Annotated in this window: 16 protein-coding genes and 1 rRNA gene; 9 read left to right on the top strand and 8 right to left on the bottom strand. The window is 67.8% G+C overall.

Annotation, left to right across the window (positions count from 1 at the left end; translation table 11 throughout):
- From DMH01_RS00005 to DMH01_RS00025, 5 genes are all read right to left on the bottom strand, one after another.
- Positions 1-106: ribosomal RNA gene (locus DMH01_RS00005) — 16S ribosomal RNA — on the bottom strand; the annotation flags it as partial.
- 352 nt (positions 107-458) lie between these two features.
- Positions 459-1,703 (bottom strand): low temperature requirement protein A, encoded by a 1,245-nt coding sequence (locus DMH01_RS00010; protein WP_125673078.1) that lies wholly within the window; start codon positions 1,701-1,703, stop codon positions 459-461.
- A gap of 456 nt (positions 1,704-2,159) precedes the next feature.
- Positions 2,160-3,632, bottom strand: a complete 1,473-nt coding sequence (locus DMH01_RS00015; protein ID WP_125673079.1) for an MFS transporter — start codon at positions 3,630-3,632, stop codon at positions 2,160-2,162.
- Positions 3,632-7,216: a DNA polymerase III subunit alpha gene (dnaE, locus tag DMH01_RS00020; protein ID WP_125673080.1), complete on the bottom strand. Its 3,585-nt coding sequence runs from the start codon at positions 7,214-7,216 to the stop codon at positions 3,632-3,634. The genes DMH01_RS00015 and dnaE overlap by 1 nt, the downstream gene beginning before the upstream one ends.
- A 201-nt stretch (positions 7,217-7,417) precedes the next feature.
- Positions 7,418-8,422: a plasmid pRiA4b ORF-3 family protein gene (locus DMH01_RS00025; protein ID WP_233621359.1), complete on the bottom strand. Its 1,005-nt coding sequence runs from the start codon at positions 8,420-8,422 to the stop codon at positions 7,418-7,420.
- A gap of 212 nt (positions 8,423-8,634) precedes the next feature.
- Here DMH01_RS00025 and DMH01_RS00030 point away from each other — a divergent pair, with 212 nt between their 5' ends.
- The 6 genes from DMH01_RS00030 to DMH01_RS00055 all read left to right on the top strand — a co-directional run bounded on the left by DMH01_RS00030 (position 8,635) and on the right by DMH01_RS00055 (position 15,759).
- Complete coding sequence (locus DMH01_RS00030) at positions 8,635-9,036, top strand: nitroreductase/quinone reductase family protein (protein WP_125673081.1); 402 nt, start codon at positions 8,635-8,637, stop codon at positions 9,034-9,036.
- A gap of 476 nt (positions 9,037-9,512) precedes the next feature.
- Positions 9,513-10,184, top strand: coding sequence for a FadR/GntR family transcriptional regulator (locus DMH01_RS00035; protein WP_125674255.1), 672 nt, complete (start codon positions 9,513-9,515; stop codon positions 10,182-10,184).
- 4 nt (positions 10,185-10,188) lie between these two features.
- Entirely contained in the window at positions 10,189-11,631 is a 1,443-nt protein-coding gene (locus tag DMH01_RS00040) for an amino acid permease (protein ID WP_125673082.1), read from the top strand.
- Complete coding sequence (locus tag DMH01_RS00045; RefSeq protein ID WP_125673083.1) at positions 11,628-12,581, top strand: asparaginase; 954 nt, start codon at positions 11,628-11,630, stop codon at positions 12,579-12,581. The genes DMH01_RS00040 and DMH01_RS00045 overlap by 4 nt, the downstream gene beginning before the upstream one ends.
- Before the next feature lie 10 nt (positions 12,582-12,591).
- A complete protein-coding gene (gene aspA / locus DMH01_RS00050) occupies positions 12,592-13,980 on the top strand; it encodes an aspartate ammonia-lyase (RefSeq protein WP_125673084.1) in 1,389 nt (462 codons plus the stop codon).
- Positions 13,981-14,136: 156 nt separating this feature from the next.
- Entirely contained in the window at positions 14,137-15,759 is a 1,623-nt protein-coding gene (locus DMH01_RS00055; protein ID WP_125673085.1) for a CocE/NonD family hydrolase, read from the top strand.
- Here the strand turns inward: DMH01_RS00055 and DMH01_RS00060 are convergent.
- Together DMH01_RS00060 and DMH01_RS00065 are read right to left on the bottom strand one after the other, a co-directional pair.
- Entirely contained in the window at positions 15,756-16,517 is a 762-nt protein-coding gene (locus DMH01_RS00060; RefSeq protein WP_125673086.1) for a metallophosphoesterase, read from the bottom strand. The genes DMH01_RS00055 and DMH01_RS00060 overlap by 4 nt on opposite strands.
- A 4-nt stretch (positions 16,518-16,521) precedes the next feature.
- Positions 16,522-17,151, bottom strand: a complete 630-nt coding sequence (locus DMH01_RS00065) for a GntR family transcriptional regulator (protein ID WP_125673087.1) — start codon at positions 17,149-17,151, stop codon at positions 16,522-16,524.
- A gap of 46 nt (positions 17,152-17,197) precedes the next feature.
- Here DMH01_RS00065 and DMH01_RS00070 point away from each other — a divergent pair, with 46 nt between their 5' ends.
- Positions 17,198-18,376, top strand: a complete 1,179-nt coding sequence (locus DMH01_RS00070; protein WP_125673088.1) for an aminotransferase class V-fold PLP-dependent enzyme — start codon at positions 17,198-17,200, stop codon at positions 18,374-18,376.
- On the opposite strand, the gene DMH01_RS00075 is transcribed toward DMH01_RS00070, so the two are convergent.
- Positions 18,373-18,864, bottom strand: a complete 492-nt coding sequence (locus DMH01_RS00075) for a DUF1453 domain-containing protein (RefSeq protein ID WP_125673089.1) — start codon at positions 18,862-18,864, stop codon at positions 18,373-18,375. The two genes, DMH01_RS00070 and DMH01_RS00075, sit on opposite strands and share 4 nt — an antisense overlap.
- Before the next feature lie 63 nt (positions 18,865-18,927).
- On the opposite strand from DMH01_RS00075, the gene DMH01_RS00080 reads away from it, so the two are divergent.
- A complete protein-coding gene (locus DMH01_RS00080) occupies positions 18,928-19,536 on the top strand; it encodes a TetR/AcrR family transcriptional regulator (RefSeq protein WP_125673090.1) in 609 nt (202 codons plus the stop codon).
- Positions 19,533-21,029 carry an AMP-binding protein gene (locus tag DMH01_RS00085; RefSeq protein WP_125673091.1) on the top strand — a complete coding sequence of 499 codons (1,497 nt, stop codon included), beginning with the start codon at positions 19,533-19,535 and terminating at the stop codon, positions 21,027-21,029. Before DMH01_RS00080 ends, DMH01_RS00085 begins: the two co-directional genes overlap by 4 nt.
- Positions 21,030-21,065: the final 36 nt, after the last annotated feature.

The following is a 21,065-nucleotide window of genomic DNA, read 5'->3' on the forward strand; positions in this document are numbered from 1 at the left end:
TCACCCGTTCGCCACTAATCCACCCCGAAAGGCTTCATCGTTCGACTTGCATGTGTTAAGCACGCCGCCAGCGTTCGTCCTGAGCCAGGATCAAACTCTCCAACAATGTCAAATTTGATCGAGGCAAATTTTCTTGCTCTCAAAGGAACCCCAAAACGAGGTTCAAATACATAAGCTCTACTGGCTTAGTTCACTAGCACACTGTTGAGTTCTCAAGCAACACACCCCAGATCACACCGAGCAAAACCCGACCTTATCCGAAGCAGTCATTTCTTGGCTTTTGTCCGGAGCACACCCTAACACCTGCTCGAAACTGCCGTTTCAGCGGGGGTAGAGTTACCTCTCCGGTTCGGGACCACCCACTCTACCACCATCCGATGGGAGCTTGGTTCGTGTTCCCGGCGGCCGCTCGGTTTCCCTGGCGACGAAGAGAACATTACACGGCCCGAAACCGGCGTTTACAGGGGGGTCCCTTTTTTCGCGCCGGGGCTCTGACCTGCGTCGATCGGGCTCTCCCCCGGAACCGGCTCGCCATGGGTGGCGACCACCGTCAGGACGACGAGGGCGGCGGCGAGCCCGGCGGTGATGTGGATGGGCGCCGGCGTGAACGACGCGCCCAGCACGAGCACCGCGGTCACCGGGAAACCGATCGCGATCGGGCGGCATTCGTTGGTGGGTCCGATGTGCATCAGCCAGACGCTGAGCAGATAGATCGCGACGGGCACGGTCGTCGCCATGGCGGCGGGCAGGGATGCGACGTGCCCGGTGTGGGTGTCGTAGTCGACCGCGACTTCGAGGCCGGCGCCGAGCGCGGCCGCCGACGCGAAGATCAGGTAGTGCCCATAACCCCAGCTCGCGACGGTGAACAGGCTTTTCGCCTTCTCGAGGCGAGCATGCCCCGGCTGGTCGAAGTACAGCCACCACAGGGAGAACACCAGCACGAGCCCCGCGGCGGCGAGCGAGATCAAGCTGCCGGTGTGCTTGCCTTCGTCCAGGCCTTCCTTGACCGCGGTGGTCGCGCCGAGGATGGATTCACCCAGCACGATGATGGTGAACAGGCCGTAGCGCTCGGCGATGTGGTGCGGGTGCCAGCCCGTCCAGCGTTTGCGTTCGGCGATCACCGGGACCGCGAGTTCGGCCACCAGGAGCAGGAAGAACGACGGCAGCCCCAGCGAATCCGGAAGACCGAGGCGGACGACCCACAGGATCTGGACGATCGTGATGCCGACGGCGTAGCGCAGCGCGGCCGGGCGGCAGTGCGGATCGGTCCGCGCGGCGCGCAGCCATTGCACGACCATCGCCAGCCGCATCAGGACATAGCCCGCCACCACGATCCCGAAGTCGCCTTCGAAGGCCGACGAGACACCGGCGGCGACGGTCAGCCCGCCCGCGATCTGGACCAGCGTCACCAGCCGGTACGGGACGTCGTCGGTGTCGAACGACGACGCGAACCAGCTGAAGTTCAGCCAGCCCCACCAGATCGCGAAGAACACCATCCCGAAGCTGAGCACCCCGTGCCCGATGTGGTTTTCGGCTATCGCGTGGTGCAGACCGGCGGCGGCCTGCGCGACGGCGACCACGAAACACAGATCGAACAGCAGCTCCAGCGGGGTGGCGACCCGGTGCCCTTCACCGGAATCGCGCATCTTCATCGGCCGGTACCAGACCCGCAGCCGACTCCGCCGTACAGAACTCTCCGCCATCAGTGCTCCTCGCAATGTCGATCTGCGGAGATCTTCGCAGCCGAAAGCGGTTCACACACTCGGAGGAACGCGCGGCGGGTGGGTCCGGGCCGGGTGCACCTCCCCAGGCGACCCCGCGCGAACCCACCCGCGCGAATGCCTCACCGGAACTCGGCTCGCCAGTGGTGTTGAGCCGGCCGCCGCCGAACGGTCCCCCGCGGACGCCGACGGCTGTCCACCGGTTCGTGACCGCGGGTGTCCATTCCTGAGAACTCCGGACTCACCACGATCGCTCCCGCCGATCGATCCATCCCCGATCGATCGACAGAAATACCACTGTCGGTAGCCAAGTCACAGCGGTGAAGGCTCCGTTAGGTGTACCCGGTTGCTCTGAGTAGCACCAGGGGCTGACAGGTGCAGTCACTCGGATGGAGCATCCGATCTTGCCGAAAGTAGTCATCGGCAGGTGCGGAAGACTCAGCCGCGTTGACTGTCGGCGGCAGCCCGCTCGGCTTCCTCCCGCTCGGTGAGCAAACGCCGCTTCCGGCGGGCGCGAAGTTCGATCACGGCGAGTAAAAGCGCCGAGCTCGTCAGGACGGCGGCGCACAACATGGCCGCGGTCAGCGCCGACGGGTAGCCGCCGTTCGCGCCGAGTACCGCGTGGAAGACCGAGGCCAGCACGACCGTGCCGATCGCGGTGCCGATCCGCTGTCCGGTCTGCAACGCTCCCCCGGCCACACCGGCCATCGACGTCGGGACGCATTCCAGGGTCAACGTGGTGTTGGGCGAGATGACCATGCCGCCACCGACACCCGCGACGAGCAACGGCAACGCGAACCACCACCCCGCCGCGGCGCCGGGGTCCTGACCGGCGAGAACGGCGACCGTGACCATCCCGGCGATCACCATCACCAGCCCGGTGACGGTGAGTTTGCGGCCCCACTTCGGCACCAGCCGTCCCGCGATCGCCGCCGACACCGCCGAGCCGAGGGCGAAGGAGGTGACGGCGAGGCCGGATTGCAGGGGCGTGTAGCCGAGGCCTTGCTGGAAGAAGATGGCGAAGACCAGCCACATCCCGGTGAACCCGCTGAAGTACAGCGCGCCGACGGCCGCGCCCGTCGCGTAGCCCGGGGTTCCGGTGAACAGACGGGTGTCCAGCAGCGGCGGACGGCCGCGCCGCACCATCGAACGTTCCCAGCGCACGAACGCGAAACCGAAGACCACCGCGACGAGGAACAGCCACCACAGGCTGCTGAGCCCGCCCTGTTCGGATTCGATGAGCGGAAGCAGGACACCGAGCACGGCGACACCCAGCAGCATGATGCCGACGAAGTCGATCTCACCCCGCAGGCTTCTCGCCGGTGTCTCCGGTTTCGGCAGCCATCTCAGGGCCAGCGCGAACGCGAGGATCCCGATGGGCACGTTCACGTAGAAGACCCAGCGCCAGCCTTCCGGGTCACCGAAGACGGCCAGGATCACGCCCCCGAGCACCGGCCCGACCGCGGTCGAGATCCCGACGGTGGCGCCGAACATGCCGAACGCTCGGCCTCGTTCCGCGCCGCGGAACAGGTCCTGGATCATCCCGCTGTTCTGCGGCGTCATCATGCCCGAGGCGAATCCCTGCAGGAGCCGCGCGATGATCAACGTCGTCTCGTTCGGTGCCGCGCCGGCGAACGCGCTGGTCAGCACGAAGGCGGCGAGCGCGAACAGGAACATGCGGCGGCGGCCGAGCGCGTCACCGAGCCTGCCGCCGGACACCAGCACCAGCCCGAAAGCCAGCGCGTAACCCGAAACCACCCACTGGATCCCGCCGCTCGACGCGCCGAGATCCTTCTGGATCGAAGGCAGCGCCGTGTTGACGATGCTGACGTCGAGCAACCCCATGAACCCGGCGGCGAGGGAGACGGCGAGCGCCTTCCAGCGCCGGGGATCGGGTTCGTAGGCGTTCATCAGGTGCTGGCGGCGATCCCGGGGATGCCCTTGAGCTCACCGATCAGCATCGACGTCACCTTGACCGGGTAGTCGTAGAGCGCGAAGACCGTCTGGTTCTTGCCGACCAGTTTGAGGTGCACCGGCGTCTCGCCCTTGTGCGCCAGCAGGGTCTGCTTCAGTTCGCTGACCACCGACTGGTCGATCTTCTCCGCCGCGGCCAGGAGCACCAGCGGCAGATCCTCGTCACCGTTGCCGACCTCGGACAGGTCGAGCGGCACGAGCCCGCCGCCGAAGATGGACATCTTGTCCTCGCGCCAGTTCACCCGGCCCTTGACCAGCACCGCGTTGTCCTCGATGAGGTCGGCGGAGAACATCGCGTACGACTTCGGGAAGTACAGCACCTCGAGCGAGGCGTCCATGTCCTCGATGGTGCAGATCGCCCAGGGCTCGCCCTTTTTGTTGACCCGGCGTTCCAGCGAGGTGATCAGCCCGGAGACGACCAGCTCGCCTTCCTTCGGCGGGTCGGCGAGGATCGCGGCGATCGGGCGCGGCGCGTGTTTGCGCAGGATGCGTTCGGCGCCGTCCAACGGGTGCGCCGAGACGTACAGGCCGAGCATCTCCCGTTCGTAGGCCAGGAGTTGCTTGCGCGGGTACTCCTCTTCTCCGAACTTCAGATGTGCGAGCGGCGACGAGGACACCGCGTCCCCGGCGTCGTCGTCCCCGCCGAAACCGAAGAGGTCGAACTGGCCCATCGCCTCCTGGCGCTTGAGCGGGACCACGGCCTCGACCGCGTCCTCGTGCACCTGGATCATCGAGAGCCGCGTGTTGCCGAGCGAGTCGAACCCGCCCGCCTTGATCAGCGATTCGATGACCCGCTTGTTGCAGGCCACCAGCTCGGACTTGTCGAGGAAATCGGTGAAGGAGGAGTACTTCCCCTTCTCCTCGCGGGTCTTGATGATCGACTCGACGACGTTCGCGCCGACGTTGCGGACGGCACCCATGCCGAAGCGGATGTCCTCCCCGACGGCCGCGAACCTCAGCGCCGACTCGTTGACGTCCGGCGGGAGCACCTTGATCCCGAGGCGGCGGCATTCCGAGAGGTAGACCGCGGACTTGTCCTTGTTGTCACCGACCGAGGTGAGCAGCGCGGCCATGTACTCCGGCGTGAAGTTCGCCTTGAGGTACGCGGTCCAGTACGAGATCAGGCCGTACGCGGCCGCGTGACTCTTGTTGAACGCGTAGCCGGCGAACGGGAGGATCGTGTCCCAGAGCGCCTTGATCGCCTCGGACGAGAACCCGCCGGGGAGGAGGTCGCTCGACTTCATCCCGGCCTCGAAGCCCTCGAACTCCTTCTCGAGGACTTCCTGCTTCTTCTTGCCCATCGCGCGGCGGAGCACGTCCGCGCGGCCCATCGAGTAGCCGGCCACCTTCTGGCCGATGTGCATGATCTGCTCCTGATAGACGATCAGGCCGTAGGTGTCGGCCAGGATCTCCTTCAGGGGCTCGTCGAGCTCGGGGTGGATCGGCTTGACCTTCTGCCGCCCGTTCTTGCGGTCGGCGTAGTCGTTGTGCGCGTTCATGCCCATCGGGCCGGGGCGGTACAGCGCGCCCACCGCCACGATGTCGTCGAACTGGGTCGGCTGCATGCGGCGCAGCAGGTCACGCATCGGCCCGCCGTCCAGCTGGAACACGCCGAGCGTGTCACCGCGGGACAGCAGTTCATAGGTCGCCTTGTCGTCGACGCCGAGGGTGTCGAGGTCGATGTCGATCCCGCGGTTGGTCTTGATGTTGTCGATCGCGTCACCGATGACGGTGAGGTTCCGCAGGCCGAGGAAGTCCATCTTCAGCAGGCCGATGGCCTCGCACGACGGGTAGTCCCAGCCGGTGATGATCGAACCGTCGTCGCGCTGCCACAGCGGGATGGCGTCGGTCAGCGGGTCGCAGGACATGATGACCGCGCAGGCGTGGACGCCGGCGTTGCGGATCAGGCCTTCGAGACCACGCGCGGTCTCGAAGATCGTCTTGCACTCTTCGTCGGTCTCGACGAGCGCGCGGACCTCGGCCGCTTCGCCGTAGCGCTCGTGCTTCGAGTCGACGATGCCCGAGAGCGGGATGTCCTTCGCCATGATCGGCGGCGGGAGGGCTTTCGAGATCCGGTCCGCGATCGCGTACCCCGGCTGGCCGAAGTGGACGCGGGCGGAGTCCTTGATGGCCGCCTTGGTCTTGATGGTGCCGAAGGTGATGACCTGCGCCACCTTGTCGACGCCGTACTTCTCGGTGGCGTAGCGGATCATCTCGCCGCGACGGCGGTCGTCGAAGTCGATGTCGATATCGGGCATCGAGACGCGCTCGGGGTTCAGGAACCGCTCGAACAGCAGCTTCTGCGGGATCGGGTCCAGGTTGGTGATACCGAGGACGTACGCGACCAGCGAGCCGGCGGCGGAACCACGGCCGGGGCCGACGCGGATGCCGACCTTACGGGCGTAGTTGATGAGGTCGGCCACGATGAGGAAGTAGGCGGGGAAGCCCTTCCCGATGATGACGTCGAGTTCGATCTCGATGCGCTCGTTGTAGTACGGGTCCGGGACGCCGTCCGGGTACCGCCACTTGAGACCGCGCGCGACCTCTTCCCGCAGCCAGCTGCCCTGGTCGTAGCCCTCGGGGACCTCGAAGAACGGCAGCCGGTCCTTGTGCGTGTACACGTCCTTGTAGGACTCGACGCGCTCGGCGATCAGCAGCGTCGAGTCGGCGGCGCCGGGGACCTCCTTGTCCCAGTACTCCCGCATGTCGGCGGCCGACTTCAGGTAGTAGCCGTCGCCGTCGAACTTGAACCGGTTCGGGTCGTTCAGCGTCTTGCCCGCCTGCACGCACAGCAACGCGGAGTGGGTGTCGGCCTGGTCCTTGGTGACGTAGTGCGAGTCGTTGGTGGCCAGCGGCTTGAGGTCGAGCAGCTTGCCGATCTCGAGGAGGCCTTCACGGACCGACCGCTCGATCGGCAGCCCGTGGTCCATCAGTTCGAGGAAGAAGTTGTCGGCGCCGAAGATGTCCTTGTAGTCCGACGCGGCCTGGATCGCCTCGGTGCGCTGCCCCAGCCGCAGCCGCGTCTGCACCTCGCCCGAGGGGCAGCCGGTGGTCGCGATGATGCCGTGGTGGTTCTCCGCGATCAGCTCACGGTCCATCCGGGGCTTGCGGTAGTAGCCCTGCATGCTCGCGAGCGAGGAGAGCTTGAACAGGTTGCGCAGACCGGTGGAGTTCTCGGCGAGCATCGTCATGTGGGTGTAGGCACCACCACCGGAGACGTCACCGCCCTCACCGAACTCGTCGGCGCCACGCTGGTTCGACTGACCCCAGAAGACCGGCTTCTTGTGGAACCGGCTCTCCGGCGCGACGTACGCCTCGATGCCGATGATCGGCTTGAGGTCGTGCTTGACCGCCTGCTGGTAGAACTCGTCCGCGCCGTACATGTTGCCGTGGTCGGTCATCCCGACCGCGGGCATGCCCAGGCGCGCCGCCTCCTTGAACAAGGGGGCGATCTTCGCCGCACCGTCGAGCATCGAGTACTCGGTGTGCACATGCAGGTGGACGAAGGAATCGTTCGACACCAGCGAAAACCTCCCCTAGGCAGACGGATCCCTGGCTGCTTGACGCGGGCCGGTCCTCCCACCTTATGCGCCGGGGCTCGACGGCGCCCGGGCGGGATGGCACCCCGGCGAGGGCCAGTCTCCACCTCCTGCCCGCCACCGCCAAGCACCGACGCGGTGCGGTTCGCGATGACCTCGGTTACCCCCGAACGGGGCGCCGGATCAGCTCAGCCGGGCCAGCCGCTCGTCGACCACCTCCTTGTCGAACCACTCCGGATCGAACCCTTGGCCACCGAGCTCTTCGAGCAGTTCCTCGTTCTCTTCGTCGTACGGATCGCGCAGTGCCTCCAGCAACATCTCGAAGCTCGGGTGGTCCTCGCACTCGGCCGGAGGCGCGGCGCGTTCGCCGTCGAGACAGCTCGGTGCCCCGGGGAGGGCGACCAGCTGCTCGATGCGGATCCAGTGCCTCCAGCTCTCCGCCTCGTAGACGAGCCGGTGGCCTGGCGATGTGACGACCTGGCCGAGTGTCACTTCGTCGTCGAAACGGTCGCCTTCACTGCTCTGCGCGTCGACGCTGAAACCTCCGTACGTGGTCTCGAACCGGTGATACTCCCGTTCGTCACGGTCGAACGCGGCCGCGAGGATCCGGTGCAGCCCGGCGAGGGTGACGTCTGAGCGGACTTCGAGCCGTCGCCAGATGGCGTCGTCCGGCTCGGACAGCGCGACCGCCAGCCTGAACCCGGTGACCGGCACGGGCGGGGGAAGGACGAGCGGCAACGGATCGGCGGTCGACATGCGGGGCAGCGGTTCGTAGGCCGGAAGGCCGAGCCATCGGCGCAGCTGGACCGCACGCTCGGGCAGATCGGGCCTCGGATCGGTCCCCAGTTCCAAGAGTTCGGGGACCCGCTCCCGGATCCAGGCGCCGCGGTCCGCTCTGACGATCAAGGCCGCTTCGACCTGGCTCCGGAACTCTTCGGGAGTAAGCGGTGCCTCGGTCACCTCGAAGCCGTTGCGAAGGACGGCCAGGGCGTCCTCCGGTTCGGGATGGAGCTCGATCACGTCGACCTCGCGATCGTTGACCACCACCTCGACCCCGACCGAGCGTTTGCCCGCGGTCAGCTTGGCGGCCAGGACGACCAGATCCTGATCCGCCTGGCCTTGGACGACACAGTCCGAAAGCTCGATCGGCCCGTGGAGCAGCTTCGGCCAGCGCTCCACCCTGGTCACGTCCAGAGGCGGACGTGGCCGGCGGGAGCGCCGGCTCTTCGGTCGTTTGGCGGGCTTGCGGCCACGGCTGACGGGGGACACGGGATCAGTATCGCCACCGGCACCGACAGTTTCGGCGTCGTGAACTGCGAGGATCGAAAAATGCTTGCCGACCTGGGCGCGGGTGTGCAGACTGACCAGCCGCCAAGATCACCGAACCGCCCGGAGAGTTGATGATCGACCTGCAGGCCATGAACGAACAGGTGATCGCGGAGTTCCGCGCGAACGGCCGCCACGGCGACGGTCTCCCGACGTTGCTGCTCACCACCACCGGCGCCCGCACCGGACGACGGCATGTGACGCCGATGCTGTTCCTGGCCGACGACGACCGCTACGTCGTCTTCGCCGCCAACGGTGGCGCGCACGGGCATCCGGACTGGTACCGCAACCTGGTCGCGGAGCCGTCTGTCGACGTCGAGGCCGACGGAGAAGCCTTCACCGCGCACGCGGTCGAAGTCACCGGAGCGGCTCGGGACCGTTTGTTCGCGAAGCAGGCGAAGGCGTTCCCGCGGTTGGCCGAGCATCAAGCGAAGACCACGCGGCCGTTCCCGGTGGTCGCGCTCCATCGCGTTTGACGTTCGCGGGGTCGCGGCGGCCTTGACCGCATGCGAGTACATGAAGGCCCCCTTCCTTGCGCCTGGCGCAAGGAAGGGGGCCTTCATGTACTCGGGAAGGTGTGAAGGTCGAATTCACGCGCGCTCGCTGTGACTGTGGTGTGCGCGAGGTGCATGTGGCGATCGTCGATTCCGTGAAGGCCTCCTTGAGGGACTCTGGGTCCCTCAAGGAGGCCTTCACGGCACAGCAGACCGCTGCACACGACCTTGTGACACTGGCCACTCGCGCTCGGGAATCCCGTGTCCTCACGGAACTCCGTGCCCGCGAAGGTGCCCTGTACGGGTTCCCCTTACCTCGCTGAAGCGGACCTCGCAGGCTGGATCCAGGCGCTCGGCCGAACGCTTGACAAAGCGTTGGGCCGACCGCACGATCTCGTCTCATGAACCTGTCTGACAGCCAGACAGCCGGACACGGTGGTCCACGACGCGTCAGCGCGATGGAGGCCGTTCTGGCCCACCTCCGCGGTGCCATCGAGCGCGGCGAGTACCCCGTCGGCGAGAAACTGCCGTCGGAATCCGCGCTCGGCAAGGAGTTCGAGGTCAGCCGTTCGGTCGTCCGCGAAGCGTTGCGGGGGCTGCAGGCGCTCGGACTCACCGTGTCCAAAACGGGTAAAGGGACCTTCGTGACCGCCACCGGGCCGGTCGAGAACCCCACCTTCGGGACCTACTCGGCCCGTGACCTGTTCGAGGTCCGGCGGCACGTCGAGATCCCCGTCGCCGGTTACGCGGCCTTGCGCCGCAGCACCGACGACCTGGACCTCCTCGGTCACCTCGTCGAGCGGATGGACGTCGAAACCGACAACACCGCGTGGGTGGCGCTGGACTCGCTGTTCCACATCACCATCGCCCAGGCATCGGGCAATCCGGTGTTCGGCAAGGTCATCGAAGAGATCCGGGACGCGCTGGCCCGCCAGTCGTCCTTTCTCAACCAATTGGGGGACCGTCGGACCCGCTCGAACAGCGAGCACCGTGAGATCGTCACCGCCATCGCCGCCGGCTCCGAAGCCGACGCCGTCGCGGCGATGACCTCCCATCTCGAACACGTCGAGTACGCGCTCACCACCATCGTGCGGCCGGGCCACACGACGCAGCAGAACAAGGACGACTGACATCGTGACCGAACAGACCCTCAGCGCGGACGACAGCAAATCCGCGCCGGTGCTCGCCGACGCCGGTGACGCCGGCTACGACAAGGCGCTGAAACCCCGCCACGTCAACATGATCGCGATCGGCGGCGCCATCGGGACCGGCCTGTTCCTCGGCGCGGGCGGCAGGCTCGCGCAGGCGGGCCCGGCACTCGCGATCGTGTACGCGGTCTGCGGCCTCTTCGCGTTCTTCGTGGTGCGCTCGCTCGGCGAGCTCATCCTGTACCGCCCCTCTTCCGGCGCCTTCGTCTCCTACGCCCGGGAATTCATGGGTGAGAAAGGCGCTTTCGTCGCGGGCTGGATGCACTTCCTGAACTGGTCGACGACCGGTATCGCCGATATCACCGCGATCGCGCTGTACGCGCATTTCTGGTCGTTCTTCACGCCGATCCCGCAATGGGTACTGGCGCTCATCGCGCTGGCGGTGGTGCTGGCGCTGAACATGGTTTCGGTGAAACTGTTCGGCGAGATGGAGTTCTGGTTCGCCATCATCAAGGTCGCCGCGCTGGTGACCTTCATGGGGATCGGGATCTTCCTGCTGGTCACACAGCAGCCGATCGACGGCACCACGCCGGGCTTCTCGCTGATCTCCGACCACGGCGGGATCTTCCCCGCGGGTCTGCTGCCGATGGTGCTGATCGTCCAGGGTGTCGTGTTCGCCTACGCGTCGGTCGAACTGGTCGGCGTCGCCGCCGGCGAGACGGAGAACCCGCGCAAGATCATGCCGAAGGCGATCAACTCGATCATGTGGCGGATCGGGATCTTCTACGTCGGCTCGGTCGTCCTGCTGGCGATGCTGATGCCGTGGGACTCCTACTCGAAGAACGAGAGCCCGTTCGTCACCGTGCTCTCGCATATCGGGGTGCCGCAGGCGGGCAACGTCATGAACCTGGTGGTGCTGACGGCGGCCCTGTCCAGCCTCAACTCGGGCCTCTACTCCACCGGCCGCATCCTCCGGTCGATGTCGCTGGCCGGATCAGCGCCGAAGTTCACCGGCGTGATGAACAAGAACCACGTGCCCTACGGCGGGATCCTGCTCACCTCCGCGGTCTGCGTGGTCGGTGTCGGCCTGAACGCCGTCGTGCCGAGCCAGGCCTTCGAAATCGTGCTGAACTTCGCCGCCGTCGGCATCCTCGGCACGTGGGCGATCATCGTGCTGTCCCATCTGTTGTTCGTCCGCAAGGCCAAGCGCGGCGAGGTCGAGCGTCCGTCGTACCGCCTGCCGTTCTCGCCCTACACCGAGATCGCGACGCTGATCTTCCTCGCCGCGGTCGTGGTGCTGATGGGCTTCGACGAGACCGGCCGGATCACCCTGTACTGCCTGCCGATCATCGGGCTCGCGCTGGTGGCGGGCTGGTTCGGGGTCCGCAAGCGGATCAACATGGACGTGTTCGAAAAGACGAAGCTGTGACCCCGGAGATCCGCGTCCCCGCACACGAACCGCTGGTGCACCTCCTCCGCGACGGAATGGTCGAGGGGGTGCACCACGGTTCGGCCGTGGTGCTCGCTCCCGACGGCCGCGTGCTGTTCGCCGCGGGCGACATCGAGGCGGCGTTCTATCCGCGTTCGGCGGCGAAACCCTTGCAGGCCACGACGATGGCGCGGCTCGGGGTCGACCTGAGCCCCGCCGGGTTCGCCGTCGCGGCGGCCAGCCACTCCGGCGAGGAGTTCCACCTGGCCGAGGTGCGCAGGACGCTCGACGACGCCGGGCTCACCACGGAGGATCTGCGGACGCCGGAAGACCTGCCTTTCGACCCGGTCGAGCGCGACGCGTGGGTCGCTTCGGGGCGGACGGCTTCGCGGGTGGCGCACAACTGTTCCGGCAAGCACGCCGCCATGCTCGCGACCTGCCGCCTGCACGGGTGGTCCACAGAGGACTATCTGACTCCCGGCCATCCGCTGCAGCGCGCGATCGCGGAGTGCGTCGAAGACTTGACCGGGCAACGCATCCCGAAGGTGGCCGTCGACGGTTGCGGCGCTCCCCTGTTCGCGGTCTCGCTGCGCGGGCTCGCCCGTGCGGTCGGCAAGATCGCCGCGTCGACGCCGGAAACACCCGAAGGCCTTGTCGCCGAAGGGATCCGGAAGCATCCGGAACTGGTCGCCGGCACCCGTCGCGACGTCACCGCGCTGATGCGCGCGGTGCCCGGACTGATCGCCAAGGACGGTTTCGAAGCCGTCCAGGTCGCCGCTCTCCCGGACGGGACGGCGATCGCGATCAAGATCGCCGACGGCGGCGACCGCGCGCGGCGGCCGGTGCTCGCCGCCACGCTCGCGCTGTGCGGTGTCGACCCGAACGTGCTGGACCCCACCCCCGGCCTGCGCGTGACGGGCGCGCTGGCCGAACCCGACCTCGCCGCTTGAGGAGCCTTCGATGCACCGCGTGGAACACGATCTGCTGGGGGACAAGGAAGTCCCTGCCGACGCCTACTGGGGTGTGCACACCGCGCGCGCCAGGGAGAACTTCCCCATCACCGGCACCACGATCTCCGCGTACCCGCATCTGATCGAGGCGCTCGCGTCGGTCAAGGAGGCCGCCGCCCAGGCCAACGCCGACCTGGGGTTGCTGGCGCCGGACGTCGCCGACGCGATCCGCCGGGCGTGCCGCGAGATCCGCGAAGGCGCGCTGCACGACCAGTTCGTCGTCGACGTCATCCAAGGCGGCGCGGGCACCTCGACGAACATGAACGCCAACGAGGTGATCGCGAACCGCGCGCTCGAACTGCTCGGGCACGAGAAGGGCGACTACGCCCGAGTGCACCCGAACGAGCACGTGAACCTCGGGCAGTCGACCAACGACGCGTATCCGACCGCGGTCAACGTCGCGACGATCATCGCCGTCCGCGAACTGGCCGAGGCGATGGTCGTGCTGGAACAGGCTTTCGCGGCCAAGGCCGTCGAGTTCCGCGACCTGCTGAAGATGGGCCGGACGCAGTTGCAGGACGCCGTCCCGATGACGCTGGGGCAGGAATTCGGCACCTACGCGGTCATGCTCGGCGAAGACCGGCTTCGGCTCACCGAAGCGGTGACGCTGCTGCACGAGATCAACCTCGGCGCGACCGCGATCGGCACCGGGCTCAACGCCGCGCCCGGGTACGCCGAAGCCGCCGTCGCGCATCTGCGCGAGATCACCGGCCTGCCCGTCGTTTCCGCGGCGGACCTCATCGAAGCGACACAGGACTGCGGCGCCTTCGTGCACCTTTCCGGCGTGCTCAAGCGGATCGCGGTGAAGCTTTCCAAGAGCTGCAACGATCTGCGGCTGCTTTCGTCCGGGCCGAGGGCGGGGCTCAACGAGATCAACCTGCCGCCGGTGCAGGCCGGATCTTCGATCATGCCCGGCAAGATCAACCCGGTGATCCCCGAGGTGGTCAACCAGGTCGCGTTCGAGGTCATCGGCAACGACGTCGCCATCACGATGGCGGCCGAGGCCGGGCAGTTGCAGCTCAACGCGTTCGAGCCGCTGATCCTGCACTCGCTTTCGGAGAGCATCACGCATCTGCGGTCGGCGTGCCTCGTGCTGGCGGAGCGATGCGTCTCCGGGATCACCGCGAACGCGGACGTGATGCGGGGCTACGTCGAGAACTCGATCGGGCTGGTGACCGCGCTGAACCCGAAGATCGGGTACGCGGCGGCGACCGAGATCGCCAAAGAGGCGCTCCTGACCGGGCGCGGCGTGGCGGAACTCGTCGTCGAGAAGGGGCTTCTGCCCGCCGAAGAGCTGGCGAAGCTGCTGAAGCCGGAGACGCTCGCCCGGCTTTCCTGAGACCCGCGGGGCGGTACCGGGCGGTCCGCCCCGCGCCAGGAAAGCGTCCTTCATCGCAGATTTCGCGATGAAGGACGCTTTCCTTTCAGGCGGGTGTGGTGCCACGCGAGTACGGTCGTAAGCGGAAGGTGATCCTCCGCACGAAAGGCGGCCAGCGTGCTCGACCGACTTCTCGACCGGTACCTCGGGCTCCCGCCCGCCGAAGGCCCCCGCCCCTCGGTGACCAAGGCGATCCCCGTCCCGATGTCCGACGGCGTCCGGTTGCTGGCGGATCGCTACGCCGTCCCGGGCGACGAGCCGCGGCCGGTGGTGCTGATCCGCACGCCGTACGGCCGCAAAGGCCTGATGGGCAAGATCTTCGGCGAGACGTTCGCGCGGCACGGGTTGCAGACGGTCCTCCAGAGCACACGCGGGACCTTCGGCTCCGGCGGCGAGTTCCGGCCGTTCCACCTGGAGAAGGAGGACGGCCTCGACACCGTCGCCTGGCTGCGCGAGCAGCCATGGTGCGACGGCCGGGTCGCGATGGCGGGCGCGAGCTACCTCGGCCACACCCAGTGGGCCGTCGCGCCGTACCTCGACGAGCCGCTCGAAGCGCTGTGTCTCGGCGTCACCGCTTCGGAGTTCGTGTCGACCTTCTATCCCGGCGGGATCCTCGCCGTCGACAACATGGTTTCGTGGTCGGCGCTGATCGGCCGCCAGGAAGGCCGGTTCGCCGGCCTCCCGAACCCCTGGCAGACGAAGAAGACCCGTCGCGCCATGGCGTATCTGCCGGTTTCCGGCGCCGACGTCGCGGCCATCGGCAAACAGGTGCGGTTCCTGCAGGACGTCTCCGCGCACGCCGAACCCGGCGACGACTTCTGGGCGCCGTCGGACCACAGCGCCGAGGTCGCCGCGCTGCGGACCCCGGTGTCCATGGTGACCGGCTGGTACGACCTGTTCATCTCCGCCCAGCTGCGCGACTTCAAGGAACTCGCCGCCGCCGGACGCGCACCGCGGATCACCATCGGACCGTGGGCGCACGGCGAACCCGCCAGTCTCAAAACCCTGATCACCGACCAGATCGGCTTCCTCGCCGCCCACCTCCTGGGTGATCGCGCGCCGCTGAGGCAGTCACCCGTACGCCTGTACCTCCAGGGTTCCGGGCGGTGGCTCGACTTCGAAAGCTGGCCGCCGGAGTCCGACGTCACCCCGTATTTCCTGCGCCCCGGCAGGCTTTCCCCCGACGAGCCGGTGGAGTCGAAACCGGGCAGGTTCACCTTCGACCCCGCCGATCCGACGCCGACCGCCGGCGGTCCCCTGCTGTCGGGTGTGCAGAAACAGCAGGACAACAAGGACGTCGAGGCTCGGCCGGACGTCCTGCTCTTCACCGGTGACATGCTGAAACGCGACCTCGACGTCATCGGCGAGATCTCCGCGCTCGTGCACGTCCGGACCGACATCGGGCACGGCGACGTCTTCGTCCGGTTGTGCGATGTGGACCGTCGCGGTGTCTCGCGCAACGTCACCGACGGCATCCTCCGTCTCCGGCCCGGCCTGCCGGAGTCCGATGTGGACGGTGTGGTCGCCGCCGAGATCCTGCTCGACCCGACGGCGTACCGGTTCCGGCGCGGGCACCGCCTGCGGGTGCAGATCGCGGGCGGCGCGTTCCCGCGCTTCGCCCGCAACCACGGCACCGGCGAGGCGGTGCACAGCGCGGTGGACGGGAAACCCGCGCGGTTCGAGATCTTCCACGACCCCGCGCACCCGTCCCGGATCACGTTGCCGATGTTCGAGGGTTAAGCCGGGACGACCCGCTGGTGCGTGGTCAGCCTGCCGTCGTCGTGCAGTACGTGGAACAGCAGCGACGGCGGCAGGTCGTAGTCGACCGGCCCGCCTTCACCCCAGGACCGCAGTCCGTCGCGCTCCCACGGGAACAGGATGCTCGACCCGACCGACGGCGCCGATCGCAGCGGCACGCCCGCGAACATCGTCGACGCCGCGGCGTGGACGTGCCCGCACAACAGGGCGACCACGCGAGGGTGACGCGCGAGCACCTCGGCCAGCTTTTCCTCGCCGTACTGGCGCATCGCGTCCACCAGCGGCAGCCCGAGCGCCACCGGCGGGTGATGGAAGGCGATGAAGGCCGGCCCGTCGCCGTCGCCGAGTACATCGTCCAGCCAGGCCATGGTCTCGTCGTCGAACTGCCCGTCGGGTTTGCCGGGGATGGTCGAATCGGCCATGACGAAGGTGACGTCGCCGACGGTGTGCGCCCCGTTGACCGGGGCGTCGTCCGGCGCCTGGCCGAGCAGTCCTTCGCGGAACGGCCCGCGCTTGTCGTGGTTGCCGGGGCAGACGAAGAGCGGGACGTCGGTCTTGAAGAGCTCGGCCGCGCGCCGGTATTCCTCGAGGGTGCCGTGGTCGGTGATGTCGCCGGTCACCAGGATCGCGTCGGCCGGTGTCGCCAGGCCTTCCAGGTACCGCATGACCCGTGCGGTGCGTTCGTCGGCGCGCTCCCCGCCGTCGAGATGGTTGTCGCTCAGATGTGCCGTCACGAACATCGTGTCACCCCATGTCTTCCAGATATGCCAACGTTTTCACCCAGTTCCGCACGAGCAGCTCCACCGCCGTCGCGAGGTCGGAGACGCGGATCGCCTCGGCGATCCGGTGGTGTTCGTCGATACTCTCCTTGGAGCGTTCGACGCCACCGAAATAGCGCGCGTCATAGCGTTTCAGCAGTGGCTTCGTCTGCTCGAGCAGCCGCAGCAGATGCGGATTCGTGCACCGTGAGACGAGCAGCGCATGCCAACGGTCGTCCAAAGTGGACAGGTCGCCCTGCCGCGCGAGTTCCGCGGTCATCTCGGCGGTGATCCTGTCCAGTCCACCGGTGAGCCCGGCGAGATCCTGCGGCGAACTCCAGCGCAACGCGAGCGATTCGAGCTCCGCGACCAGCGGGTACAGCTGCCGGGCCTCGTCCGGATCGAACGGCGGCACGAGGAAGCCGCGGCCCGGCGCCGAGACGAGCAGCCCGCGGTCGGCCAGCCCGATCAGCGCCTCGCGCAACGGGGTCCGGCTGACCCCCAGTTCGCGGGCGAGGTGCACCTCGTTGATGCGGCTGTCCGCGGCGATGCGGCCGTCGAGCACGCGGGCGGTGATCTCCTCCGCGAGGTCGCGCCGGAGCAGGTTCCTCGTCATCCGTGCAGTATTGCATGCACTTCGGTCGTACTGTATTCAGTTAGGCATGACGGACTTCGATGTGCACCGCGCCCGCGCCGAGACACCGGGCTGCGCGGAGGTGGTCCACCTCAACAACGCCGGATCGTCGCTGCCGCCCGCACGGGTGACCGACACCGTCGTCGATTACCTGCGGGAAGAAGCCCTGATCGGCGGATACGAGCAGGCCGCGGCGACCGTGGAGCGGATGAACGGCGTCTACGCCTCGGCCGCGCGCCTCGTCGGCGCCGAACCCGAAGACATCGCCCTGACCGACAACGCGACCCGGTCCTGGCAGGCGATCTTCTACGCGCTGCCGTTCTCCTCGGGCGACCGGATCCTGACGGCGAAATCCGAGTACGCGAGCAACGTCATCTCCTTCCTGCAGATCGCGAAGCGCACCGGCGCCGTCGTCGAGGTGGTCGACAACGACGAGTCCGGGCAGCTGGACGTCGAGGACCTCAAGCGCCGCGTCGACGGCGACGTCAAACTGATCGCCGTCTCCCACGTGCCGACCCAGGGCGGGCTGGTGAACCCCGCCGAAGAGATCGGCGCGGTCGCGCGCGAGGCCGGGATCCCGTTCCTGCTGGACGCGTGCCAGAGCGCCGGCCAGATCGACCTCGACGTCGCGCGCCTCAACTGCGACGCCCTCAGCGTCACCGGCCGCAAATACCTGCGCGGGCCACGGGGCACCGGGTTCCTCTACGCGCACCCGCGACTGCGCGAGCGCGTCGAGCCCGCGATGCTCGACCTTCACTCGGCGGCGTGGACCGCGCCCGAAACCTACGAAGTCGATCCGACGGCGAAGATGTTCGAGGTCTGGGAACGCGATCATGCCGCTCTGCACGGCCTGGGTGCGGCGATCGACTACGCCCTCGAATGGGGAATGCCCGCCATCGAAGCCCGCGTCGCCGCCCTCGCGGCGAAACTGCGCGACGCGCTGCGCGAGATCCCCGGCGTCCGCGTCCACGACCAAGGCACGCGCCAGTGCGGGATCGTCACGTTCAACGTGGCGAAAACACCGTCGCAGGAAGTGAAACAGCGCCTGGCGACGGCGAAGATCAACGTCAGCGTCACGGAAGCGACGTCCGCCCAATTCGATTTCGTCGAACGTGGATTGCCGCCGCTGGTCCGGTCTTCGGTGCACTACTTCAACACCGAGGACGACATCGCCCTCCTCGTCGGCGAAGTCGGGAAACTGGCTTAGCGGCGCGAAAGCTGCGACTCGGACGGCGGGGCGTACGGCAGCCCCGTCGTCTTCGCGCGCATACCGAGCACCAACGCCTCCCCCAGCAGGCTGACACCGATCGACAGCGTCACCGGCCGCGCGTCGGGATGCGCGCCTGCCATCGTGGCCAGGAAGCCGATCCCGAAGTTCACCACGAGCGACAGCACCCAGACGCCGAACGTCCAGCCGGTGTAGCGCAGCCACAGCACGCCGTCGCGCTCGAACAGTTTCGTGGTGGCGGCGCGCACCGCGCCGAGGCCGCACCCGACGACGGAACCCAGCACGAGCCAGGCGCCGTCCGTGAAGGTGAAGCTTTCGAGCTTGGCCAGGCCGTAGACCCCGATCGCGAGCAGGACCACCGGCGCCCCGAACACTTCGCGGGCGACGAGCGGCTCGCCGCGCAACCGGCGCACGACGATCACGATCACCGCGGCGACCACCAGTGCGATCAGCAACCAGGTCCGCATGAACTCCCCCTTTGTAGCATGACTGTGCCAAATAAAATAGCAAGGTCGTGCTATAAAGGCAACATGCCCAAGATCGTCGACCCCGGCGCCCGGCGCCTGGAGATAGCCGAAGCCGTCTTCCGGGTGATCCAGCGCGACGGTCTCGCGCAGGCGTCGCTCAGGAGCGTGGCCGAGGAGGCCGGTCTCGCGATCGGTTCGGTGCGGCACTACTTCCGCGGCCACGACGAGCTGATCGTGTTCGCCATGAGGTCGCTCGGAGACCGGCTCGAGGCGAGGCTGCTCGGGCATCTCCCCGCTCTGCTCGACCCCTCGACACCGCGCTCGCGGCGGCAGGAGATCACCGAAGAGCTGCTCGGCGAACTGCTCCCGCTCACCGAGCAGACCCGGGCCGAAACCGACGTCTGGCTGGCGTTTTCGGCCGCCGCGAAGAACCGCCCGGACCTCGCCGAGGAGGCCGCCCGCATGTACGACGGGGTCCGCGCCCTCGTCCGGCGAGTGCTCGACGGCGCGAACGAAGCCGGTGGCCTCCTCGAAGACCTCGACCTGGCCGTGGAGACCGAACGGCTGGCCGCGCTACTGGACGGACTCGCGCTGTCGACGGGCCGGACGTCGCCGGAGCTGATGCGCACGGTGCTCCGTCGGCATCTGGAGACCTTGCGATGCCCGGAATGAGCACGTTCTACGAGGTCGCCGCCCACGACCCAGGTCGAGTCGCGGTGATCGACGTCGACGGACACGAGACCACCTTCGGCGAGTTGTCGGCGCGCGCGAATCAGCTGACCCACGCCTTGCGCGCGCTCGGCCTCGGTGAAGGCGGCGGCGTCGTCGCGATCATCCACAATGGACTCACCTATTACGAGCTCCTGCTGGCGACCTGGCAGGCGGGGATGTACTTCACGCCGGTCAACCACCGGTCCTCACCGGGCGAGATCGCCTACATCGCGGCGAACAGCGGCGCCAAGGTCGCCGTCGCGGACGCGGACATCGCCGTCACGTGCACCGCGGAATTGTGGAGCCTGCACCGGTTTTCGCGCGGAGAGACGCCAGGCTGGGCGGACTACACGGCGTGGGGCGCGGACGGGCCCACCACCACGCCCGACCAGCGGACCGCGGGCCAGACGATGCTTTACACCTCCGGGACCACGGGGCGCCCCAAAGGCGTCCGGCGCGCCTTGTCCGGCCGCCCGCCCGCGCTGCACCCGATCCACGCGAACGTCCTCGAACGCCTGGACGTCCGGCCGGGGCACGGCGTGCACCTCGTCGCCTGCCCGCTCTACCACGCGGCGCCGGGCATGTTCTCGACCGCGATCCTGCATCTCGGGCACACGCTCGTGCTGATGGACCGGTTCGACGCCGAGGAAACGCTGCGGCTCACCGAAAAGCACCGCGTCACGAGTACGCATCTCGTGCCGACGATGTTCCACCGCATGCTCCGGCTGCCCGCGGACGTCCGCACGCGGTACGACCTGTCGAGCCTGACTTCGGTCATCCACGGTGCCGCGCCGTGCCCCCGGGAGATCAAGGAGCGGATGCTCGCCTGGCTCGGACCGGTGGTCCACGAGTACTACGGCGCGTCCGAGGGCCTGATCACGGCCGTGCACGCGCGCGATTGGCTCGCGGAGCCGGGTACCGTCGGCACACCGCTGGACGGCGTGCGGGTCAAGGTGCTCGACGACGATGGCGCGGAACTTCCCGCGGGCGAAACCGGCACGCTCTACTTCAGTTCCGCGCACACGAAATTCGACTACCACGACGATCCGGGCAAGACGGCCGCCGCGCGCTCCGGGGAGTTCGTCACCGTGGGGGACGTCGGCTATCTCGACGCCGCGGGGCGGGTGTTCCTGTGCGACCGCCGGACGGATCTCATCCTTTCCGGTGGCGTGAACATCTACCCGGCCGAGATCGAGGCGCGGCTGCTGGGGCATCCCGACGTGGCCGACGTCGCGGTGATCGGGGAACCGGATCCCGAGTGGGGACAACGGGTCGTCGCGGTCGTCCAACCGGTCGAGGGGACGGCCGGGGATTCCGCGCTCGCGAAACGGCTCGAAGAGCACTGCCGAGCCGAGCTCGCCGGGTTCAAGACGCCGCGCCGGTTCGATTTCCGCGAGCGACTGCCGCGGACCGAGAGCGGCAAGATGCTGCGGCGGACGCTTCGGGCGGAGTGAACGGCCCTTTCGGGCAGCGCCGATCGCGGTACGGTT

The sequence above is a fragment of the Amycolatopsis sp. WAC 04182 genome (genome assembly GCF_003947465.1).
Classification (GTDB): Bacteria; Actinomycetota; Actinomycetes; order Mycobacteriales; family Pseudonocardiaceae; genus Amycolatopsis.

Coding starts and splice junctions, on each gene's coding strand:
- DMH01_RS00010 (WP_125673078.1), bottom strand. CDS start 1,703: ATGGCGGAGAGTTCTGTACGGCGGAGTCGGCTGCGGGTCTGGTACCGG.
- DMH01_RS00015 (WP_125673079.1), bottom strand. CDS start 3,632: ATGAACGCCTACGAACCCGATCCCCGGCGCTGGAAGGCGCTCGCCGTC.
- DMH01_RS00030 (WP_125673081.1), top strand. CDS start 8,635: ATGATCGACCTGCAGGCCATGAACGAACAGGTGATCGCGGAGTTCCGC.
- DMH01_RS00035 (WP_125674255.1), top strand. CDS start 9,513: ATGGAGGCCGTTCTGGCCCACCTCCGCGGTGCCATCGAGCGCGGCGAG.
- aspA (WP_125673084.1), top strand. CDS start 12,592: ATGCACCGCGTGGAACACGATCTGCTGGGGGACAAGGAAGTCCCTGCC.
- DMH01_RS00060 (WP_125673086.1), bottom strand. CDS start 16,517: ATGTTCGTGACGGCACATCTGAGCGACAACCATCTCGACGGCGGGGAG.
- DMH01_RS00065 (WP_125673087.1), bottom strand. CDS start 17,151: ATGACGAGGAACCTGCTCCGGCGCGACCTCGCGGAGGAGATCACCGCC.
- DMH01_RS00070 (WP_125673088.1), top strand. CDS start 17,198: ATGACGGACTTCGATGTGCACCGCGCCCGCGCCGAGACACCGGGCTGC.
- DMH01_RS00075 (WP_125673089.1), bottom strand. CDS start 18,864: ATGCGGACCTGGTTGCTGATCGCACTGGTGGTCGCCGCGGTGATCGTG.
- DMH01_RS00080 (WP_125673090.1), top strand. CDS start 18,928: ATGCCCAAGATCGTCGACCCCGGCGCCCGGCGCCTGGAGATAGCCGAA.
- DMH01_RS00085 (WP_125673091.1), top strand. CDS start 19,533: ATGAGCACGTTCTACGAGGTCGCCGCCCACGACCCAGGTCGAGTCGCG.